Raw genomic sequence first — 16,395 nt, 5'->3', positions numbered from 1 at the left:
CCGGCCGGTCCGCGTTCCGTAGGCCGGGCTACGCGCCCGTACGGGACACCTGAGCGTCCGGCGGGCCCGGGAGCCGGTGCCCCTCACCGGCCGACGGCGTGGTGAGGGGGGCCGGCGCCGGCGCGCCGAGGGCCGCGCGCAGCTCCTGCGGCCCGACGAGCGCGGTGTGGGTGCCCCGCGAGGTACAGGCGTACGCCCCCGCGACGGCGCCCAGGCGCGCACACTCCTCCAGGTCCCGGCCCGCCAGCCGGCCGTAGAGGAATCCGCTGGTGAAGGCGTCGCCCGCGCCATTGCTGTCCACGACGGGGCCGGGCGGGACCACGGCCGGTACCAGGCGCGGGGTGCGGTCGTCGGCGCTGAGGAGGTAGGCGCCGCCCGCCCCGGCCGTGGCGATCACCGCTTCGGCGCGTCCCTCGCGCAGGATCTCCCGCATCACCGACCCGATCCGTTCCCCCGCCCCGGCCGTGCTGAGGAACACCAGGTCGGAGCGGAGTGCGAACTCGCGGTGATGGTCCGTCAGCCCGTCCCAGTCCTGCAGATCCGTGGAGACGGGGAGGCCCAGCGCTTCGATGTCGTCGTACAGGAAACGGGCGAAGTGCATGATCGACAGATGGACGTGGCGGGTGCGGCGCAGCGGGGGCAGATAGTGCTCGGGCGGCATCCGCAGATCGGCCGGGTCACGGGCGTCGTAGAACGACATCCGACGGCCGTCGGGGGCGACGAGGTTGACCGCACGCCGGGTGCCGTGTGGTGAGATCAGCGGCCGGAAGTCGACGCCGGTACCGGCCAGCCGCTCGCGGACCAGCGTGCCCGGATGATCGTCGCCGATGAAATCCACGAACCCGGTGGTGAGTCCGAGCGCCGCGCAGCCGAGCGCGACACCGGTGCCGGTGTGCCCCGCCCCTTCGTGCAGGGGTGGGACCGGGTAGGAATCGGCGAGCGGTACGGGCAGCGCGCCGACCGACACGAGAGTGTCCACGCCCGACCCGCCGACGACGAGGACGTCATAGGCGTCATACGGCTCAGAAACCTGCTGGAATGTCACAAGCGTCCCTGAATCCCTTGCTGATGAGGCGAATCCCTTGCTGGTGGGACCGTTGGCGGACGAGGTGCATCCGCTGCCGGGAGTCTAGACGCAGGCTCGTCCCATGACGGGATGTCAGGGATTCCGGTGACACGAGGGAGGAACGAACGCGGAAGAAGCCGGACCCGTGATCAGTGGCCGGGGGTGAGCGGGCGACGGCGGAGGCGGAGGACGGCGCGAACGGCCGAGGACACCCGCGGATCGGTTGGCGGAAAGGGCCGTTGACACGGCTGCCGAGTGCACTGAAGTCTGTGGCCGACGGTGATCAGTTTCCGCGGACGGCGCGCAGGTACCGGGCAGGGCGAGCCGTCCGGGGACAGAAACGAGTGGGCCGTACGGCGGTCGGACCACGCCGTCGGGGGAGCGAGGCAACGGTGACAGAGCACTCCAATGGCGGGCGCACCGCGATCGTGATCGGTGGCGGGCTCGCCGGGATGCTGGCCGTCACCGCGCTGATCGGGCAGGTCGATACGGTCACCGTGGTCGAGCGCGACCGATATCCGGAGGGGCATGCCTTCCGTAAGGGCGTCCCGCAGGCCCGCCATCTGCACATCCTCCTCAGCGGCGGCCGGCGCGCACTGGAGGAGCTGCTGCCCGGCACGGTCGCCGCGCTCGGCGAAGCGGGCGCCCGCAGCCTGTATCTGTCGCGCGATCTGCTCACCCGTACCCCTACCGGCTGGCAGCGCCGCTTCGACGAGCGCCGCCATCTCACCCTGAGCGTCACCCGGCCGGTGCTGGACTCGGTCGTACGGGAGCGGGTGCTGCAGGCGGCGGCCGGCTCGGCCACCCGGGTCGAGGTCCTCCAGGCGACCGAGGTCACCGGGCTGACCGGGGACGCCGGCCGGGTGACCGGGGTCCGGGTGCGGTCACGGGACGGTGCGCCGGGGGAGCGGACCGGGCGGGAGCTGCCGGCCGCGCTCGTCGTGGACGCCTCGGGCCGCGGCTCCCGCACCCCGCAGTGGTTCGCCGAGCTGGGCCGGTCCGCGCCGCAGGAGGAGACCGTGGACGCGGGGCTCGCCTACGCCACCCGGATGTACCGCCCCAAGGACCCGGCCACGGCGCCGGACGCGGGCGTCAATGTCCCGGGCTGGCCCGAGTGCCCGCGTGGCGCGGCGTATGTGCCCGTCGAGGACGGCAAGTGGCTGCTGACGCTGTCCGGTGTGCGCGGGCACCACCCGCCCACGGACGCGGCGGAGTTCACCGCCTTCAGCGCCACGGTCGGCGACCCGTACATCCATGAACTGCTCGCCCAGGCCGAGCCGTTGTCGCCGGTGCACGGCTTCCGCGACACCTACAACCGCCGCCGGCACTTTGAACGCCCCGGTGCCCTGCCCGGAGGATTCCTCGTCCTGGGGGACGCCGGGTGCACCTTCAACCCCGTGTACGGACAGGGCATGTCGGTCGCCGCCCTCGGCGCGCTGGCCGTGCGCAACACGCTCGCGGACGGCGGCGGTCTGCGCCCCGGCAGCACCGCCGAGGCGCAGCGGGCGGTGGCCCGCGCCGTGGAGCCCGCCTGGCTCGCCGCGGTCGGCGCGGACCGCCCGTACGCGAGCCCCGACGACGCCAGGGCGGGCGTCGGGGAGCGGCTGTCCACGTGGTACATCGACCGGCTGTTCGCCCGCGCCGCCATCGACCCCGTCGTCGGCGCGGCCTTCCGGGACGTCTTCTGCCTCACCGCGCCCCCCACCCGTCTCGTCGCCCCGCAGATCTTCCTGCGCACCGTGTTCCTGCCCCGCCGCCCCGGTCTGCCCAGCCCGCCCCTGGCCATCGAAGCGGTCTGACCCACGGCCGTGCCCGCAGCCGGGGTGCGGCCGCCCGGAGAACGGCGGCCCGCCGCCCCGCGACGCCCGTGCGGCCGACGACCGGCCCACCGGCTCCCGTCACCGCAATGGACGTGTCCCGGTGGCCGAGCCGGGAGACACCCCCGGAAGGGCCCGGGAAAGGTCACACCCCCGTCCGGAATGCGACGGCCGGTCGCGCGGTTTGTGTCTGCGGGTGATGGTGTTGAGTCCGGGTGTCGTGGTGCGGAAACCGTACGGCGGCGCCGAGTGGCGCGGTGTGCCGGAACCCACCGCTCATGCGGCCCGTTCCCTTCGCGACTGTCCCGACCATGGAGGTGCCGTGACCGGTTCCCGACCCCGCCGCACTCGACTCTCCGCGCTGCGGCCCGCGAGCTTCGGTGTCGCACCCACCGGGGAGCGGCTGGCCAGGATGCGCAGGTCGCCCCAGTTCGTGGACGGCCAGTTCCGCAATCCGGTGCCGACCAGGCAGCTGCTCAACGGCTCCGCGCTGTCGATGGCGCGTACCCAGCTGAGCCGGGAGGGACGGCTGCGCCGGGCGCCGGTCGGCCCGATTCCGGTGTACCGTCCGACCGCCGCGGACTGGGGCCGGCCGCCCGCCTCCGGGCTGCGGCTCACCTGGATGGGCCATTCGAGCATGCTGGCCGAGATAGACGGGCAGCGGGTGCTCTTCGACCCGGTCTGGGGCGAGCGCTGTTCGCCGTTCCGCTGGGCCGGCCCCCAGCGGATGCACCCGGTGCCCCTCGCACTGGACGAGCTGGACCCGGTCGATGCCGTGGTGATCTCGCACGACCACTACGACCATCTCGACATGCCGACGGTCCAGGGCCTGGCCGGCACCGGCGCGGCCTTCGTCGTACCGCTCGGCATCGGCGCTGACCTGGAATTCTGGGGGGTGCCCGCGGAGCGGATCACCGAGCTCGACTGGCACGAGTCCACCCGGGTCGGCGGGCTGACCCTCACGGCCACCCCCGCACAGCACTTCTGCGGGCGCGGGCTGCGCGGCCCGCAGCACACCCTGTGGGCCTCCTGGGTGGTCGCGGGACCCGAGCACCGGATCTTCCACAGCGGCGACACCGGCTACTTCTCCGGCTTCGCGGAGATCGGCGCGGCGCACGGCCCGTTCGATGCCACGATGATCCAGCTCGGCGCCTACAGCGACTTCTGGCCGGACATCCACATGACCCCGGAAGAGGGCGTCCGGTCCCACCTCGACCTCCAGGGCGGGCAGCCGCACGGTGTGCTGCTGCCGATCCACTGGGGCACGTTCAACCTCGCACCGCACCCGTGGGCCGAGCCTGCCGAACGGACGCTGGCCGCCGGCCGGAGATCCGGGGTCACCACGGCCCACCCCAGACCCGGCGAGCCCTTCGAGCCCGCCGAGCCGGCGGCCGTCTATCCGTGGTGGCGGGCGATTGCGGTGCCGCCCGTCCATGGCTGGCCCGCCTGGCCGCCTGCGGTGTCACCCACCGATGTGGGCCTCGCCGCGGACCGGTGAGCCCGCACCGGAGCGTGCGGGAGCGCACTCCCCGTCCGGCGCCTGCCGGGTGCGTGCCCGTGTGGGCACTGCCGACGCGGGCGAGGGCCAGGGGAGAGATCCCCTGGCGGCCGAGGGCGCAACGGGCCGGATGGCAAATGCAGTTGACGCCCCATGGTGTGCACGCTTTCCTGTGGCGGTGTCTCTCCTCCGCATCGAACGGGTGGACAACGAAGCCGGCCTTCACGACTGGCAGTTCGTCCACAACCTGATCATTCCGTCCGCCGTCCTGTCCCTCGACGAGGTGCGTGAGCGGTCCCGGCGCTATCTCCTGGAGGTGGCGTATCTGGACGACGTACTCGTGGGCTGCACGACGGTACGTCCGCCCATGGGCGACCCCGCGGCGGCCACGGTGATCGCCCGGGTGCTCCCCGAGTACCGGAGGCGGGGCTTCGGTGGCGAACTCTGGGCACGAGGGCTGGCACAGGCGCGGGAGCTGGCACCCGAGGTCATCGAGACGGTGGTCTGGGCGTCCAACGCGGACGGGCTGCGGTTCGCGCAACGGCACGGATTCGTCGAAGTGGAGGAGTACGTGCTGCCGGGCGACAGCGTGCCGTGGTTCACCCTGAGGCTGCCCTGAGCGCACGGTCCGGACCGTCTGCGGGGCCGGCGTGCGCGAGGTAGGCGTCCGCGGGGCCGGCCCGGCCACCTACCGCTGCGACCGGCAGGTCGCCGATGTCGAAGACCTCCGCGATCACCTCGGGCTGGACCGCGTCGACCTCCTCGCGCACTCGGCGGCCGGTGATCTCGCCCTGCTCTACGCGGCCCGGTACCCGCGGCGCATCCGTACCCACACGCTGATCACGGCGCGGGCCCGCGCCCTCGGTGTCGACTTCACCGAGGCGCACCGCCGGGAGGCGGCCGCCCTGCGCACCGCCGAGCCATGGTTCGGGGCCGCGTACGACGCCCGTGAACGAATCCGGGCCGGCTCCGACGCCGATGCCGACTGGGACGCCATCGCCCCCTTCTTCTACGGCCGTTGGGACGCGGCCGCGCAGGCGCACGCCGCATCCGAGGTGGCCCAGACCCACGACGAGGCCGCGGAGATCTACGCGTCCTCCGGCGCCTTCGCCCCTGAGGCGGCCCGCGCCGCCGTTGCGGGCCTGGACGCACGGGTCCTGCTGCTCGCCGGGGAAGTGGACAGCGGCCCGCTGCCCCGGATCGCCGCGGACATCGCGAAGCTGATCCCCCGGGCCGAACTCGTCGTTCAGCCGGGCGCCGGCCACTACCCCTGGCTCGACGATCCCCGCCGCTTCACCCGGACCGTCGCCACGTTCCTCGGCCAGGAGCCTGGCGGGCCCGCCGTCTGACGCTCATCCGGCGCCCTGCTCCGGTGCCCGGGCAGCGCGCCGGGCGGCGGGTGGGTGCCAGCCGCGTTCCAGGAGGTCGAAGGCGGCGTCTAGGGCCGCGCGGGGGTCGTCCTGGTCCCGGGCGAGGGCGAGTGCTTCGAGGGCGAAGTGCGCGAGTGCGGCGCAGGCCGGGTCGTCCGCGGGGGCGCCGGTGTCGGCGGCGATGGCCTGCGTGAGGGCGGTTTCGTGCCGCATCCACATGCGGTGGCCGTAGTCGCGGAGCGCCGGGGTGCTCGTGACGAGCTGTCTGAACTGGGCGAACGCGGGGTCGGTGGCGTTCTCGATATGGCTGCGCAGGAGGTGGTCACGCAGGGCGGCGGGAAGGGACCACCCATCGGGGCGCTCGCGGACGGCGGCGACAAGGGCGGCCTCGTGGGCGCTGTCCGCGTCGAAGACCAGGGCTTCCTTGCCGGGGAAGTGCTTGCAGAGGGTCGTGGTGGAGACATCGGCGGCTTCGGCGATGTCCTTGATGCTGACCTGGTCGTAGCCGCGTTCGAGGAACAGCTGCAGTGCCGCGTCGGCCAGCGCCTGGCGGGTGGCGGCCTTTTTGCGCTCGCGGCGGCCCATGGGCTGTGTCGTCTCACTCACGGCTTCACCCTACCCTCTTGTTGCCTGAGTGGAAAAGTTGACTCGTTGCACTTTTTGAATCGGTGTGCTCTTCTGGGAGGGCCGGGAGCGGAGGCCCAGCCCCGGCCGGCTCCGGTGCCACCGCACCGCTGAACTGAGCGATGCCCCCTGCCCGTTGCCGACCGAGGACGGTCCGACGGGACGGCGTGGGCCCGCTTGCCCCACCTGACCGGGAAAGAGGAATCACCCATGCCCACCACCCCCGCACCGCAGATCGCTGTCATCGGCGCCGGCCCCGGCGGTCTGACCTGCGCCCGCGTCCTGCAGCGCCACGGCATCGACGTCACCGTCCACGACCGGGATGCCGCCGTCGACGCCCGCGACCAGGGCGGCACCCTGGACCTGCACGCGGACTCCGGACAGATCGCCCTGCAGGAAGCCGGACTTCTCGACGGCTTCCATGACCTGGCCCGGCCCGAGGGACAGGCCCAGCGCATGCTCACCCGCCATGGCGAGGTGCTCGCCGACTACCGCCCCAGCGGTGAGGAGGACGCCGCCCCCGAGATCGACCGCGGCCAACTGCGCACCCTGCTGGCGCACTCCCTCACCCCCGGCACCATCCAGTGGGGCCACACCCTCACCTCCGCCACCCCAGGTCCGGCCGGCACCCACCGCCTCACCTTCGACAACGGCGTCACCCAGGACGTCGATCTCGTCATCGGCGCGGACGGCGCCTGGTCCCGGGTGCGGCCGTTGGTCAGTGACGCCACACCCGTCTACACCGGCGTGACCTTCCTGGAGGCCCGCTTCGACGAGGTCGACACCGCGCACCCCGCGGTCGCCGAACTCGTCGGCGACGGGAGCGTCTTCGCCTCCGGCGACCACAAAGGCCTGTTCGGGCAGCGCAACGGCAACCAGCAGGTACGCGCCTACATCGCCCTCCGCGACGAGGCGGACCGGTACCGCGCCGCCGGCACCGACCTAGACGACACCGAAGCCGTGCGCGCCGCGCTGCTCAGAGCCTTCGCCGGCTGGGACGAGCGGCTCCTCGCCCTGATCACCGACAACGACGGCCCATACGTCAACCGGCCGCTGTTCGTCCTCCCGGCCCCGCACACCTGGCCCCACACCCCGGGCGTCACCCTGCTCGGGGACGCCGCCCATCTGATGTCTCCCTTCGGCGGCCACGGCGCCAACTTCGCCATGCTCGACGGCTGCGAACTCGCCCTGGCCCTCGCCCGCCATGACACTCTCGACGAGGCCGTCGCCGCCTATGAGCGGACCATGCTGCCGCGGGCTGCCGCGGCCGGTGACGGCGCGGCAGCGCTGGAGGACGTCTTCGGGCCGGGCGACCGTGGCCGCGCCGACGTCCCCGACTTCGCCAAGGAGAAGGAGCGGTACCGGCAGGGCGCCGCCGCGTATCGCGGCCGGTGACCGTGGGCCGGACACCGCTCCCTGCCCCGGGGCGCGAGGTGGGGGCGGGCCGGTCAGCGACGCCGTGGCCGCCGGATCATGCTCCCGTGGTGGAGCCGGGCCTGATGATCATCAGGACGGTGACGGTCGCCCACAGCAGGTTGAACACACCCGTGAGCATCATCAGCCGGCTGGCCGCCCCCTGATCGGCCACCGAGGTGCCGGGGCTGTCCGCCGCGGCCTCGACCTCGTCCAGGGCGTCGTCCTGGCCGGGCAGTACCAGCACCACCAGAATCGCGGCGGCGGCGGTGGTGAGGACGAGGGAAGCGATCAGCCAGCCGCTCCCCAGCACACCGAGGCTGCCGGCGGTGGCGAAACCCAGGACGGGTACGGCGGCACCGAGGGCGGCGTAGACCCGGCAGATGCGGTGCAAGGTGCGCAGGACCGAGCGGGCGGCGAGGTCCTGCGGATCGGCCTGGGCACGGCGCAGCGCCCTGGGAAACATGCCGGCGGCGACGGTGACCGGCCCCACGGCAAGGACGGCGGCCAGGACATGCAGGGCGAGAAAGAGCTTGGTCACGGTGGGGGAGCCTTTGCGTCGGCGGCGGTGCGGAGGGGCCGGGGGAGAGGGGCGGGGTTCATACGGCGGACGGTTCCGGTCCGTGGTTGCGCCAGACCACACCACGCCGCTCATAGGCGAACAGGTCCTCCACGGCAACGGCGACCTTGGGGCCCACCTCCCGCTCCAGCAGATAAAGGCCCAGGTCCAGGCCGGAGGTGACACCGGCACAGGTGACCAGGTCGCTGTCGTCGACCACCCGGGACCGCACCGCGTGCGCCCCCGTCGCCTCCAGCATGTCCAGCCCCAGATGGTGGGTCGTGGCACGGCGCCCCTCCAGGAGGCCGGCGAGGGCGAGGACGAGCGAGCCGCCGCACACCGTGGCGACCGTCAGTCCGGGGCGGTCCATGGCGGCCTTCAGCAGGGACGGCAGACCGGTCTGCACGGTGCGGCCCAGCCGGACGGAGATGAACTCGTCCGGCGTCCGGCCACCGGTGTCCCCCGCAGGCGCTTCGCCGGGCTCTCCGGTGCGGCCCGCTGCACCGGGCACCACGATGAGACCGGCCCGTTCCGGGTCGAGGGCGGCCGTGGCCCGCAGCGCCAGGCCGCCGGTGCCGCTGATCACTTCGCGCGGCCCCTCGGCGGACACCAGCTCCACGTCCACCGCCCCGTCCGAGGCGATACCCCCGGCGGACAGCACCTCATAGGGGGCGATGACATCGAGCGGATCGAAGCCGTCGAACAGGACGAACTGAGCATGCATGGGGAGTCCTTCGGGGAGACCGGCCCGGCCCGTGCCGGGATCACCAGCGAAGCTAGCCCGCCGTACCCGCACACCCCAGTGGCGTGATGGACAACTGCCAACGGAATAACGCCAGGTGTCGGGCAGGGCAGTTGACCAGCTGCCACCGGTCAAGGCCCGCGGGGCGGGGCCAGTGACCCCCTATGGCGGGATTCCGAGGGCCGGGTAATTTATGGCCATGCACACCGTCGCCGTCCTCGCTCTCGACAAGGTGATCCCCTTCGATCTCTCCACCCCGATCGAGGTCTTCACCCGTACACGTCTCCCGGACGGCCGTCCCGGCTACCAGGTCCGGATATGTGCCGAGCGGCCAGAGGTCGACGCCGGCACGTTCACGCTGCGTGCGCCATGGGGGCTGGACGGGCTGACGGACGCCGACACCGTGATCGTCCCCGGGACCGCCGACCCGGCAGCGCCCCTCCCGCCCGCCGTCCACGATGCGCTGCACGCGGCCGCCGCCCACGGCACCCGCATCGCCTCCGTCTGCTCGGGCACCTTCTCGCTGGCCGCCGCCGGGCTGCTCGACAGGCTGCGCGCCACCACCCACTGGATCGTGGCGGGCATGCTGGCCGCCGCCTACCCGGACATCGAGGTCGACCCGGACGTCCTCTACGTCGACAACGGGCAGATCCTCACCTCCGCCGGACTGGACCTGTGTCTGCACATGATCCGCCGCGACTACGGCTCCGCGGTGGCCGCCGACGCCGCCCGGCTGTCCGTCATGCCGCTCGAACGCGAGGGCGGCCAGGCGCAGTTCATCGTCCAGCCCTACCCGTCCACACCCCGCGGCTCCGCCCTCGAACCCCTGCTCGCCTGGCTGCAGGACAACATGGCCCGCGAGCTCACGCTGGCCGATATCGCGACCCGGGCCGATATGAGCACCCGCACCCTGATCCGCCGCTTCCGCGAACAGACCGGCACCACTCCGCTCCAGTGGCTGCACCGCGCCCGGGTGCGCCAGGCCCAGCACCTGCTGGAAACCACCACGCACCCCGTCGAACGCATCGGCGCTCAGGTCGGTTTCGGTTCACCGACGGCCTTCCGCGACCGCTTCAAACGCACCACCGGCGTCAGCCCCCAGACCTACCGGCGCACCTTCCGCTGAGCGCCCTGGGGGCGACTGGCGTGAGCCCTCCGCGCCCGGTTGCACCCGTGGCCGGCCCGGCCGAGCCCCGGCGCGTGTCGTACCCGCGAGCGCCGTCCGTGAGCCATCGAAAGGGGCACCCTGGGAGAACTCAACTCTCCTTTGAGGAATGGGAGTTCGGATTGCGTCGCACTGATGTCCGGGTGGCGCCCACTCAGGGAGGTGGCGAGGGGTAGCGAAACCCCGAAGTGGCTCCGGACCCCACCCCGCCAACAACTAGCGTGCGTGCTCCGCGAACTGCCACGGCCGATCCGGAGGGCGCCGATGCCTACCGCATTCCCCCAGGGGACCCAGCTGTCCCAGGAGGCTCAGAGATCCCCAGGGTCCCAGGGTTCCCCGGGGGCCGCCCCCGTACCTGCCGCCGCCCGGCGGCGGGACCGTGAGGGCGGACGACACGGCCGGGCCTCGTTCCCCGAGTCGGCCGCCGACTCGGCGATACGGTCCCGTCTGGTCAGGCTCGCCGCCGTCCCCTGCCTTCTCGTCGCCGTCCTCTGCACGGCCGTCGCCGCCTTCGTCGTCCAGGCCGGGGGCGCCCGGATCACCGGCCGTGAGTGGGTGGTGCTGTGCGGCGGGCTCGCCCTGGTCTGTGTCATCGTGCTCACCGCGGGCGCCGCCGCCAACGCCGAGGCCCGCGCCACCGTCGCCCGCTACGCCCGGCTGCGCCAGGTCTGCGCCCGCAGCCAGTCCGATCTGTACGGCCTCCTGGACCGCGTACGGCAGGGCGAATGGATCCAGCGCCGCGAACCCGACCCGGGGCCGGTGCCCACCGGCGACACCCTCGACCTGCTCGCCCATGAAGTGGCCGCCGCGGGCCGGGCCGCCGAGTCCGCCGTCATCGACGCGGTCGCCATCGCCCGCAGCAACGCCAGCGGCAGCGAACAGAAGGTCGAGGTCTTTGTGAACCTCGCCCGCCGGCTGCAGTCCCTGGTGCACCGTGAGATCGAGCTGCTGGACGAGCTGGAGAACCAGGTCGAGGACCCGGACCTGCTCAAGGGCCTGTTCCACGTCGACCACCTGGCCACCCGCATCCGCCGGCACGCCGAGAACCTCGCCGTCCTCGGCGGCGCCATCTCGCGCCGCCAGTGGAGCCGCCCGGTGTCCATGACCGAGGTGTTGCGCTCCTCGATCGCCGAGGTCGAGCAGTACCCGAGGATCAAGCTGGTGCCGCCGATCGAGGGCACCCTGCGCGGACATGCCGTCGCCGACGTCATCCACCTGCTCGCCGAACTCGTCGAGAACGCCACGATCTACTCCGCCCCGCAGACCCCGGTCCTGCTGCGCGCCCAGCTCGTCACCGCCGGACTCGCGGTCGAGGTCGAGGACCGCGGTCTGGGCATGTCCGCGGACGAGCAGTCGCGGATGAACGGACTGCTGGCCGACCCCGAACACATCGATGTCGCCGAGCTGTTGAGCGACGGCCGGATTGGGCTCTTCGTGGTCTCCTCGCTCGCCCGGCGGCACGGCATCGTGGTCCGGCTGCAGAGCAACATCTACGGCGGTGTGCAGGCCGTGCTGATCGTGCCCCAGGCGCTGCTCGGCGCGGAACCGGCCGACGCGGACATGAACGGGGCGGGTGCGAACGGGGCGGGTGCGCCGCACACCGGATCACCGGACCCCGGCCCGGCCCGCGAGCTCGACGGCACGTACGACGGCACGTACGACAGGGAGTACGCGGGCGGATACCCCGGCGACCACGACGCCGGCCCGGCGCGTCACGACCGCCATGACCCCGGCCCCGCGGCCACCCGGACCCTTGCCATCCCCGCTCCCGGTCGCGCCCCCGACGACGCGCTCGACATGTCTCCGCGTGGCTACGACGGCCGCCCGGACCCGGTCCCGGCCCCCGCCCTGGACACCGATCCCGACGTCGGCGCCACCCGGCGCCGGCTGGTCCGCGCGTCCGGCGCTCACACTCCTGAAGTCCACCTGCCCGACGCGCACACCCAGGAGAGCCCCGCCCCCGACAATGCGCCGGCCGATCGCCCCGCCGCCCCCGGCCCGGTCGTGCTGCCGCCCGCGCCGCCCGCCGTGGACAACGGCGCCCGCCCGCGGCTGCCCCGGCGGCGCAAGCAGACCCATCTCGTTCCCGAGCTGCGCGGCGACCCGGTGCTGCCGTCCACGACGCCCCGTACGGGCCCGGAACCCGAGCACGACCCCGGCCTGATGGCCGCCTTCCGGCGCGGCTTCAGCCTCGCCGACGACAGCTACGCCGATGACACCGCAGGCGGCAACGGCACCACCCCGGACCAGGGCGGCGACCCCAGCAGCCCGGCCGGCAACGACCTGCTCTACGACCGTGACCACGACGCCCCGATGGCCCGCCCCCGAGGAGACGACCGTAACCATGGTGAGTGATGTGCGTGCGCAGGCGCATTTGCAGCCGCAGGGAGGCCAGCACACCGACCTGTCCTGGCTGCTGACCGGGCTCGTACAGCGGGTGCCGCACGCCCGGAGCGCGCTTCTGCTGTCCTCGGACGGCCTGGTCAAGGCCGCCCATGGGTTCGACCCGGACAGCGCCGACCACATGGCCGCCCTGTCCTCCGGCCTCTACTCCCTGGCCCGCAGCGCCGGTGTGCGCTTCGGGGAGGGTGACGACGTCCTCCAGGTCGTCGTCGAGCTGGAGTCCACCTTCCTGTTCGTCTCCACCGCCGGATCGGGCGCCTGTCTGGCCGTGCTCGCCGGCCGTGAGGCCGATGTGGCGGTGCTGGGATACGAAATGTCGATGCTGGTCAAGAGCGTCCGGCCGTATCTGTCCACCCCCGCACGCCACCAGGCGCCCGCGGGCGGTCGTTGACCATGACCGTGCGTCGCCTACGACGGCAGGGCGGGGAGCCGTGGTACGACGACGCGGCCGGCCGGCTGGTCCGTCCGTACACCATCAGCAACGGCCGGACCCGTCCGACGGCGCACTTCGACCTGCTGACCATGGTGATGGCCACCGGCCGGCGGCCCGTCTCCTGCCAGGGCCCCGATTACGCCCAGGTGCTGGGGCTGTGCGGCGGGCCGGTGTCGGTCGCCGAGATCGCCGCCCACATACGGCTGCCCGCCGTGGTCACCAAAGTGCTCCTCGCCGACCTCGTCGACTGCGGGGCGATCACCGCGCGGGCCCCCGCAGCCGTTTCGGCAGGGCCCGCGTCCCGTACCGACCGTGCCCTGCTGGAGGCGGTGCTGAATGGACTTCGCAAACGACTGTGACCCCCGCAGCCAGGGGGAGCCCACGACCGACCTCTTCCCCACCGCGCTCAAGATCCTGGTCGCGGGCGGCTTCGGGGTCGGCAAGACGACATTCGTCGGGGCGGTGAGCGAGATCGAGCCGCTCAGCACGGAGGAACTCCTCACCCAGATCAGCGTGGGGACGGACGATCTGGCCGGTGTCGAGGACAAGAACACCACCACCGTCGCCATGGACTTCGGCCGGATCACCCTCAGCCCCGCGCATATCCTCTATCTCTTCGGGACGCCGGGGCAGCAGCGCTTCTGGTTCATGTGGGACGAGCTGTCCAACGGCGCGCTCGGCGCGGTCATCCTCGCCGACACCCGGCGCCTGGACCAGTGTTTCGCCGCCGTCGACTTCTTCGAGCGGCGCGGTATCCAATTCATCGTCGCCGTCAACGAGTTCGAGGGCTCCTACCGCTATGACCCGGACGAGGTCCGCAGCGCCATGGACGTCTCCCCGGACATTCCCGTCGTGCTCTGCGACGCCCGCCGGGGCGGCTCGGCCACCCAAGTCCTGGTATCGCTCGTCCAGCATCTGCTCACCCCCGCCCTCGCCGCGACTCCGGAGCTGCCATGAACCACCCCGCCTCCCGCGTCCCGTACATCTCCTACGACCCGACGCGCCATCTGCTGCTCACCCCGCAGGACGACGAGGCCCCGGCGCGCGTCGCCCGGCTGCGCGCCCTGGGGATCGGCGACTCCCCGCTGCCCGCGTTCGACGAGTTCGCGCGCAAGCTCGCCCGGACCACCCGGGCGCCCTACTCGATGGTCAACTTCATCGACGAGCGGCGGCAGTACTTCGCCGGTCTCTACACGCCCTCCCAGGACCAGGCCGTCGAACTGGGCCCGGCGCCCGCCAGTGCCCAGCCGGGCCGGGTGATGGACCGTGACCACGGCTACTGCCCGCATGTCATCGTCCGCCGCAAGGCCCTGGTGCTGGAGGACGTCTGCGACTATCCGCGGTTCGCCGGCAACCCCGTCGTCGATGAGATCGGCATCCGCTCCTACTTGGGTGCGCCGCTGATCGACCGTACGGGGACGGCGCTCGGCACCGTCTGTGTCGTGGACCTCGAACCGCGGCCCTGGGGGCGCGAGGGGCTGGAGACCATCAAGGCGATGGCCGCCGAACTCGTCGACCAGATCCACCATATGGAGAAGCAGCAGAGCGACGCGCCCTGACGCCTGCCCCGACTCCCACCCCCGGCCCCGGTGCCCGGCGGACGGCCTGTGCGCCGGACGCCGGCCCGGGGCCGCGGCATCGGCCCTGCCCCGGGCCACTGGGCCCGGGGCAGGGCCGGCCGCTCACCTCGGCCGGGCGAACCAGGCGTGCCGCTGCACCGGTCCGGTGCGCTGGCCCGGCACCGTGGGCGTGGTGTCCTCGGCCCGCACCGTCGTGGCGGGCGTCTCCGCGGGGGCCTCGTCGGGGGCCTCGTCCTCCTCGGGCCACTCCGAGGGCTCCAGCCGCAGCAGATCCGCGAGCCGGCTGGACCAGTCGCCCTGTGCCCGGCCCAGGGCCAGCTCGCCCAGGCGCAGCAGCTGGATGTCGGAGGTGCCGGCCGGCGCAAAGATGTGGTGGGCATCGCGCAGGAAACGTTCCACCGGCCGGTCCGTGAACAGCCCGCACGCGGCATGGATGTCCATCGCGTCGCGCGCCGACTCCAGCGCCGATTCCACATTGACCAGCTTGGCGTTCATCAGCTCCGCGTCGCACGGCAGTCCCTGGTCCAGCAGATGCACCGCGTGGTACGCGGACAGCCGGGCCAGCAGCAGCCGCGACTGGATGCGTCCGAGCTTCAGCTTGATGTTGCCCAGGTCGGCCAGCGGATTGCCGTAGCGCTGCCGTTCCGTACAGAACCGCGTCGTCTCGTCCAGCACCGCCTGATGGATGCCCAGCGATACGGCGGTCAGATTGGGCCGTCCGTACAGCACGCTGGAGGAGTACGCGACCGACAGCCCGTCGCCCTCGCGGCCCAGCAGATTCGCCGCCGGAACGCGGCAGTTGTCGAAGAACAGCTCGCCGAAGCTGAAGCCGTGCAGGCCCATCGCGGGCCGCTGCTCCCCGACCCGGAAGCCGGGGGTGCCGGACTCCACGAGGAACGCCGAGAGGCCCTTGGAACCCTCACCGGTGCGGACCACGACGCCGTGCAGATCGCCGACATGACTGTTGCCGACGTAGATCTTCCGGCCGTTGAGGACATAGTCGTCGCCGTCGCGCACCGCGGTGGAGGACATGCCCAGCACGTGGCCGCCGGACTGTGGTTCGGTGACGGCGATGGTCGGCAGGCAGTCGCCGGAGGCTATGGCCGGCAGCCAGGTCTTCTTCTGCTCCTCGTTGCCGAAGTGGACGATCTTCGCGACGCCCAGCTGGGACGCCTGCACCATGGCGCCCATCGCGGCACTCACCCGCGAGAGCTCCTCGATGATGAGGGTCTTGGCGACATGCCCGGCGCCCATGCCGCCGTAGGCGCGGTGCACGGTCGCGCCTATCCATCCCTGCCGGGCGATCAGACGAGACAGGTCATGGCAAACGGAACGGCTCGCCTCCATCTCGGCAATCCGGGGGCGGACCTCGCGCTCGGCGAAGTCCCGCACCTGGTGCCGGAGTGCCTCATGTCTCTGGTCCGTGAAATAGCGATGCAAGACGAGCCCCTCCTTCGCGATCTTCCCCGCGCTGGTCGCACCCCGCCTTGGGCCGGCACCGGCGGTGCCGTCTGCAGCGAACGTTCCGGAAAGTGATCTTTCGTTTACCCCGTGCAATACCCGTTGGCATACCTACTGCGGGGCGCATAAAACATCAACTGGGTGCATTTAAGCGAAGAGTTGAAGCGCGAAGGAGTTGCGCACCACCCCCTGCGCCGCAGCGGCTGTGGCGTGGTCCCGGGAGCCTGGAACCACGCCACCCCACGCCTCCCCGACCGTCGTGAC

16 protein-coding genes are annotated in these 16,395 nt (G+C 72.5%); 11 read left to right on the top strand and 5 right to left on the bottom strand.

Annotated elements, in window-relative coordinates:
• Nucleotides 1-28: 28 nt before the first annotated feature.
• The gene (locus AB0C46_RS07975; RefSeq protein ID WP_362826603.1) at nt 29-1,045 is read right to left on the bottom strand and encodes a carbohydrate kinase family protein; all 1,017 of its coding nucleotides are present in this window, start codon (nt 1,043-1,045) and stop codon (nt 29-31) included.
• Nucleotides 1,046-1,458: 413 nt separating this feature from the next.
• On the opposite strand from AB0C46_RS07975, the gene AB0C46_RS07970 reads away from it, so the two are divergent.
• The 4 genes from AB0C46_RS07970 to AB0C46_RS07955 all read left to right on the top strand — a co-directional run bounded on the left by AB0C46_RS07970 (nt 1,459) and on the right by AB0C46_RS07955 (nt 5,730).
• Nucleotides 1,459-2,865 carry an FAD-dependent monooxygenase gene (locus AB0C46_RS07970; RefSeq protein ID WP_362826601.1) on the top strand — a complete coding sequence of 469 codons (1,407 nt, stop codon included), beginning with the start codon at nt 1,459-1,461 and terminating at the stop codon, nt 2,863-2,865.
• A 340-nt stretch (nt 2,866-3,205) separates the two neighbouring features.
• Nucleotides 3,206-4,381, top strand: coding sequence for an MBL fold metallo-hydrolase (locus AB0C46_RS07965; protein ID WP_362826599.1), 1,176 nt, complete (start codon nt 3,206-3,208; stop codon nt 4,379-4,381).
• Nucleotides 4,382-4,559: 178 nt separating this feature from the next.
• The gene (locus AB0C46_RS07960) at nt 4,560-5,000 is read left to right on the top strand and encodes a GNAT family N-acetyltransferase (protein ID WP_362826597.1); all 441 of its coding nucleotides are present in this window, start codon (nt 4,560-4,562) and stop codon (nt 4,998-5,000) included.
• Between the two features lie 31 nt (nt 5,001-5,031).
• Entirely contained in the window at nt 5,032-5,730 is a 699-nt protein-coding gene (locus tag AB0C46_RS07955) for an alpha/beta hydrolase (protein WP_362826595.1), read from the top strand.
• Nucleotides 5,731-5,733: 3 nt separating this feature from the next.
• Here AB0C46_RS07955 and AB0C46_RS07950 read toward each other — a convergent pair whose 3' ends face one another.
• Nucleotides 5,734-6,336: a helix-turn-helix domain-containing protein gene (locus AB0C46_RS07950; protein ID WP_362827004.1), complete on the bottom strand. Its 603-nt coding sequence runs from the start codon at nt 6,334-6,336 to the stop codon at nt 5,734-5,736.
• Nucleotides 6,337-6,585: 249 nt separating this feature from the next.
• Between AB0C46_RS07950 and AB0C46_RS07945 the strand changes: the two genes are divergently transcribed.
• The gene (locus AB0C46_RS07945; RefSeq protein ID WP_362826594.1) at nt 6,586-7,770 is read left to right on the top strand and encodes an NAD(P)/FAD-dependent oxidoreductase; all 1,185 of its coding nucleotides are present in this window, start codon (nt 6,586-6,588) and stop codon (nt 7,768-7,770) included.
• Nucleotides 7,771-7,846: 76 nt separating this feature from the next.
• Here AB0C46_RS07945 and AB0C46_RS07940 read toward each other — a convergent pair whose 3' ends face one another.
• Together AB0C46_RS07940 and AB0C46_RS07935 are read right to left on the bottom strand one after the other, a co-directional pair.
• Nucleotides 7,847-8,329 (bottom strand): DUF2269 family protein, encoded by a 483-nt coding sequence (locus AB0C46_RS07940; RefSeq protein ID WP_362826593.1) that lies wholly within the window; start codon nt 8,327-8,329, stop codon nt 7,847-7,849.
• 58 nt (nt 8,330-8,387) lie between these two features.
• Nucleotides 8,388-9,071 (bottom strand): DJ-1/PfpI family protein, encoded by a 684-nt coding sequence (locus AB0C46_RS07935; protein ID WP_362826592.1) that lies wholly within the window; start codon nt 9,069-9,071, stop codon nt 8,388-8,390.
• 217 nt (nt 9,072-9,288) lie between these two features.
• Between AB0C46_RS07935 and AB0C46_RS07930 the strand changes: the two genes are divergently transcribed.
• The 6 genes from AB0C46_RS07930 (at nt 9,289) to AB0C46_RS07905 (ending at nt 14,649) form a co-directional block, all read left to right on the top strand.
• Nucleotides 9,289-10,215 carry a helix-turn-helix domain-containing protein gene (locus AB0C46_RS07930; RefSeq protein WP_362826591.1) on the top strand — a complete coding sequence of 309 codons (927 nt, stop codon included), beginning with the start codon at nt 9,289-9,291 and terminating at the stop codon, nt 10,213-10,215.
• A 303-nt stretch (nt 10,216-10,518) separates the two neighbouring features.
• Nucleotides 10,519-12,609, top strand: a complete 2,091-nt coding sequence (locus AB0C46_RS07925; protein ID WP_362826590.1) for an ATP-binding protein — start codon at nt 10,519-10,521, stop codon at nt 12,607-12,609.
• Nucleotides 12,599-13,048 carry a roadblock/LC7 domain-containing protein gene (locus AB0C46_RS07920; RefSeq protein WP_362826588.1) on the top strand — a complete coding sequence of 150 codons (450 nt, stop codon included), beginning with the start codon at nt 12,599-12,601 and terminating at the stop codon, nt 13,046-13,048. Before AB0C46_RS07925 ends, AB0C46_RS07920 begins: the two co-directional genes overlap by 11 nt.
• A 2-nt stretch (nt 13,049-13,050) precedes the next feature.
• Nucleotides 13,051-13,449 carry a DUF742 domain-containing protein gene (locus tag AB0C46_RS07915; RefSeq protein WP_042160962.1) on the top strand — a complete coding sequence of 133 codons (399 nt, stop codon included), beginning with the start codon at nt 13,051-13,053 and terminating at the stop codon, nt 13,447-13,449.
• Nucleotides 13,427-14,047, top strand: coding sequence for an ATP/GTP-binding protein (locus tag AB0C46_RS07910; protein ID WP_362826587.1), 621 nt, complete (start codon nt 13,427-13,429; stop codon nt 14,045-14,047). The genes AB0C46_RS07915 and AB0C46_RS07910 overlap by 23 nt, the downstream gene beginning before the upstream one ends.
• Nucleotides 14,044-14,649: a GAF domain-containing protein gene (locus AB0C46_RS07905; RefSeq protein ID WP_362826586.1), complete on the top strand. Its 606-nt coding sequence runs from the start codon at nt 14,044-14,046 to the stop codon at nt 14,647-14,649. The genes AB0C46_RS07910 and AB0C46_RS07905 overlap by 4 nt, the downstream gene beginning before the upstream one ends.
• A 123-nt stretch (nt 14,650-14,772) precedes the next feature.
• On the opposite strand, the gene AB0C46_RS07900 is transcribed toward AB0C46_RS07905, so the two are convergent.
• A complete protein-coding gene (locus AB0C46_RS07900) occupies nt 14,773-16,110 on the bottom strand; it encodes an acyl-CoA dehydrogenase family protein (RefSeq protein ID WP_362826585.1) in 1,338 nt (445 codons plus the stop codon).
• Nucleotides 16,111-16,395: the final 285 nt, after the last annotated feature.

The sequence above is a fragment of the Streptomyces sp. NPDC048637 genome, from assembly GCF_040650675.1.
Classification (GTDB): domain Bacteria; phylum Actinomycetota; class Actinomycetes; order Streptomycetales; family Streptomycetaceae; genus Streptomyces.
Note: the sequence above shows the minus strand (reverse complement) of the source record. Positions and strands in the feature narration are given on the sequence as shown.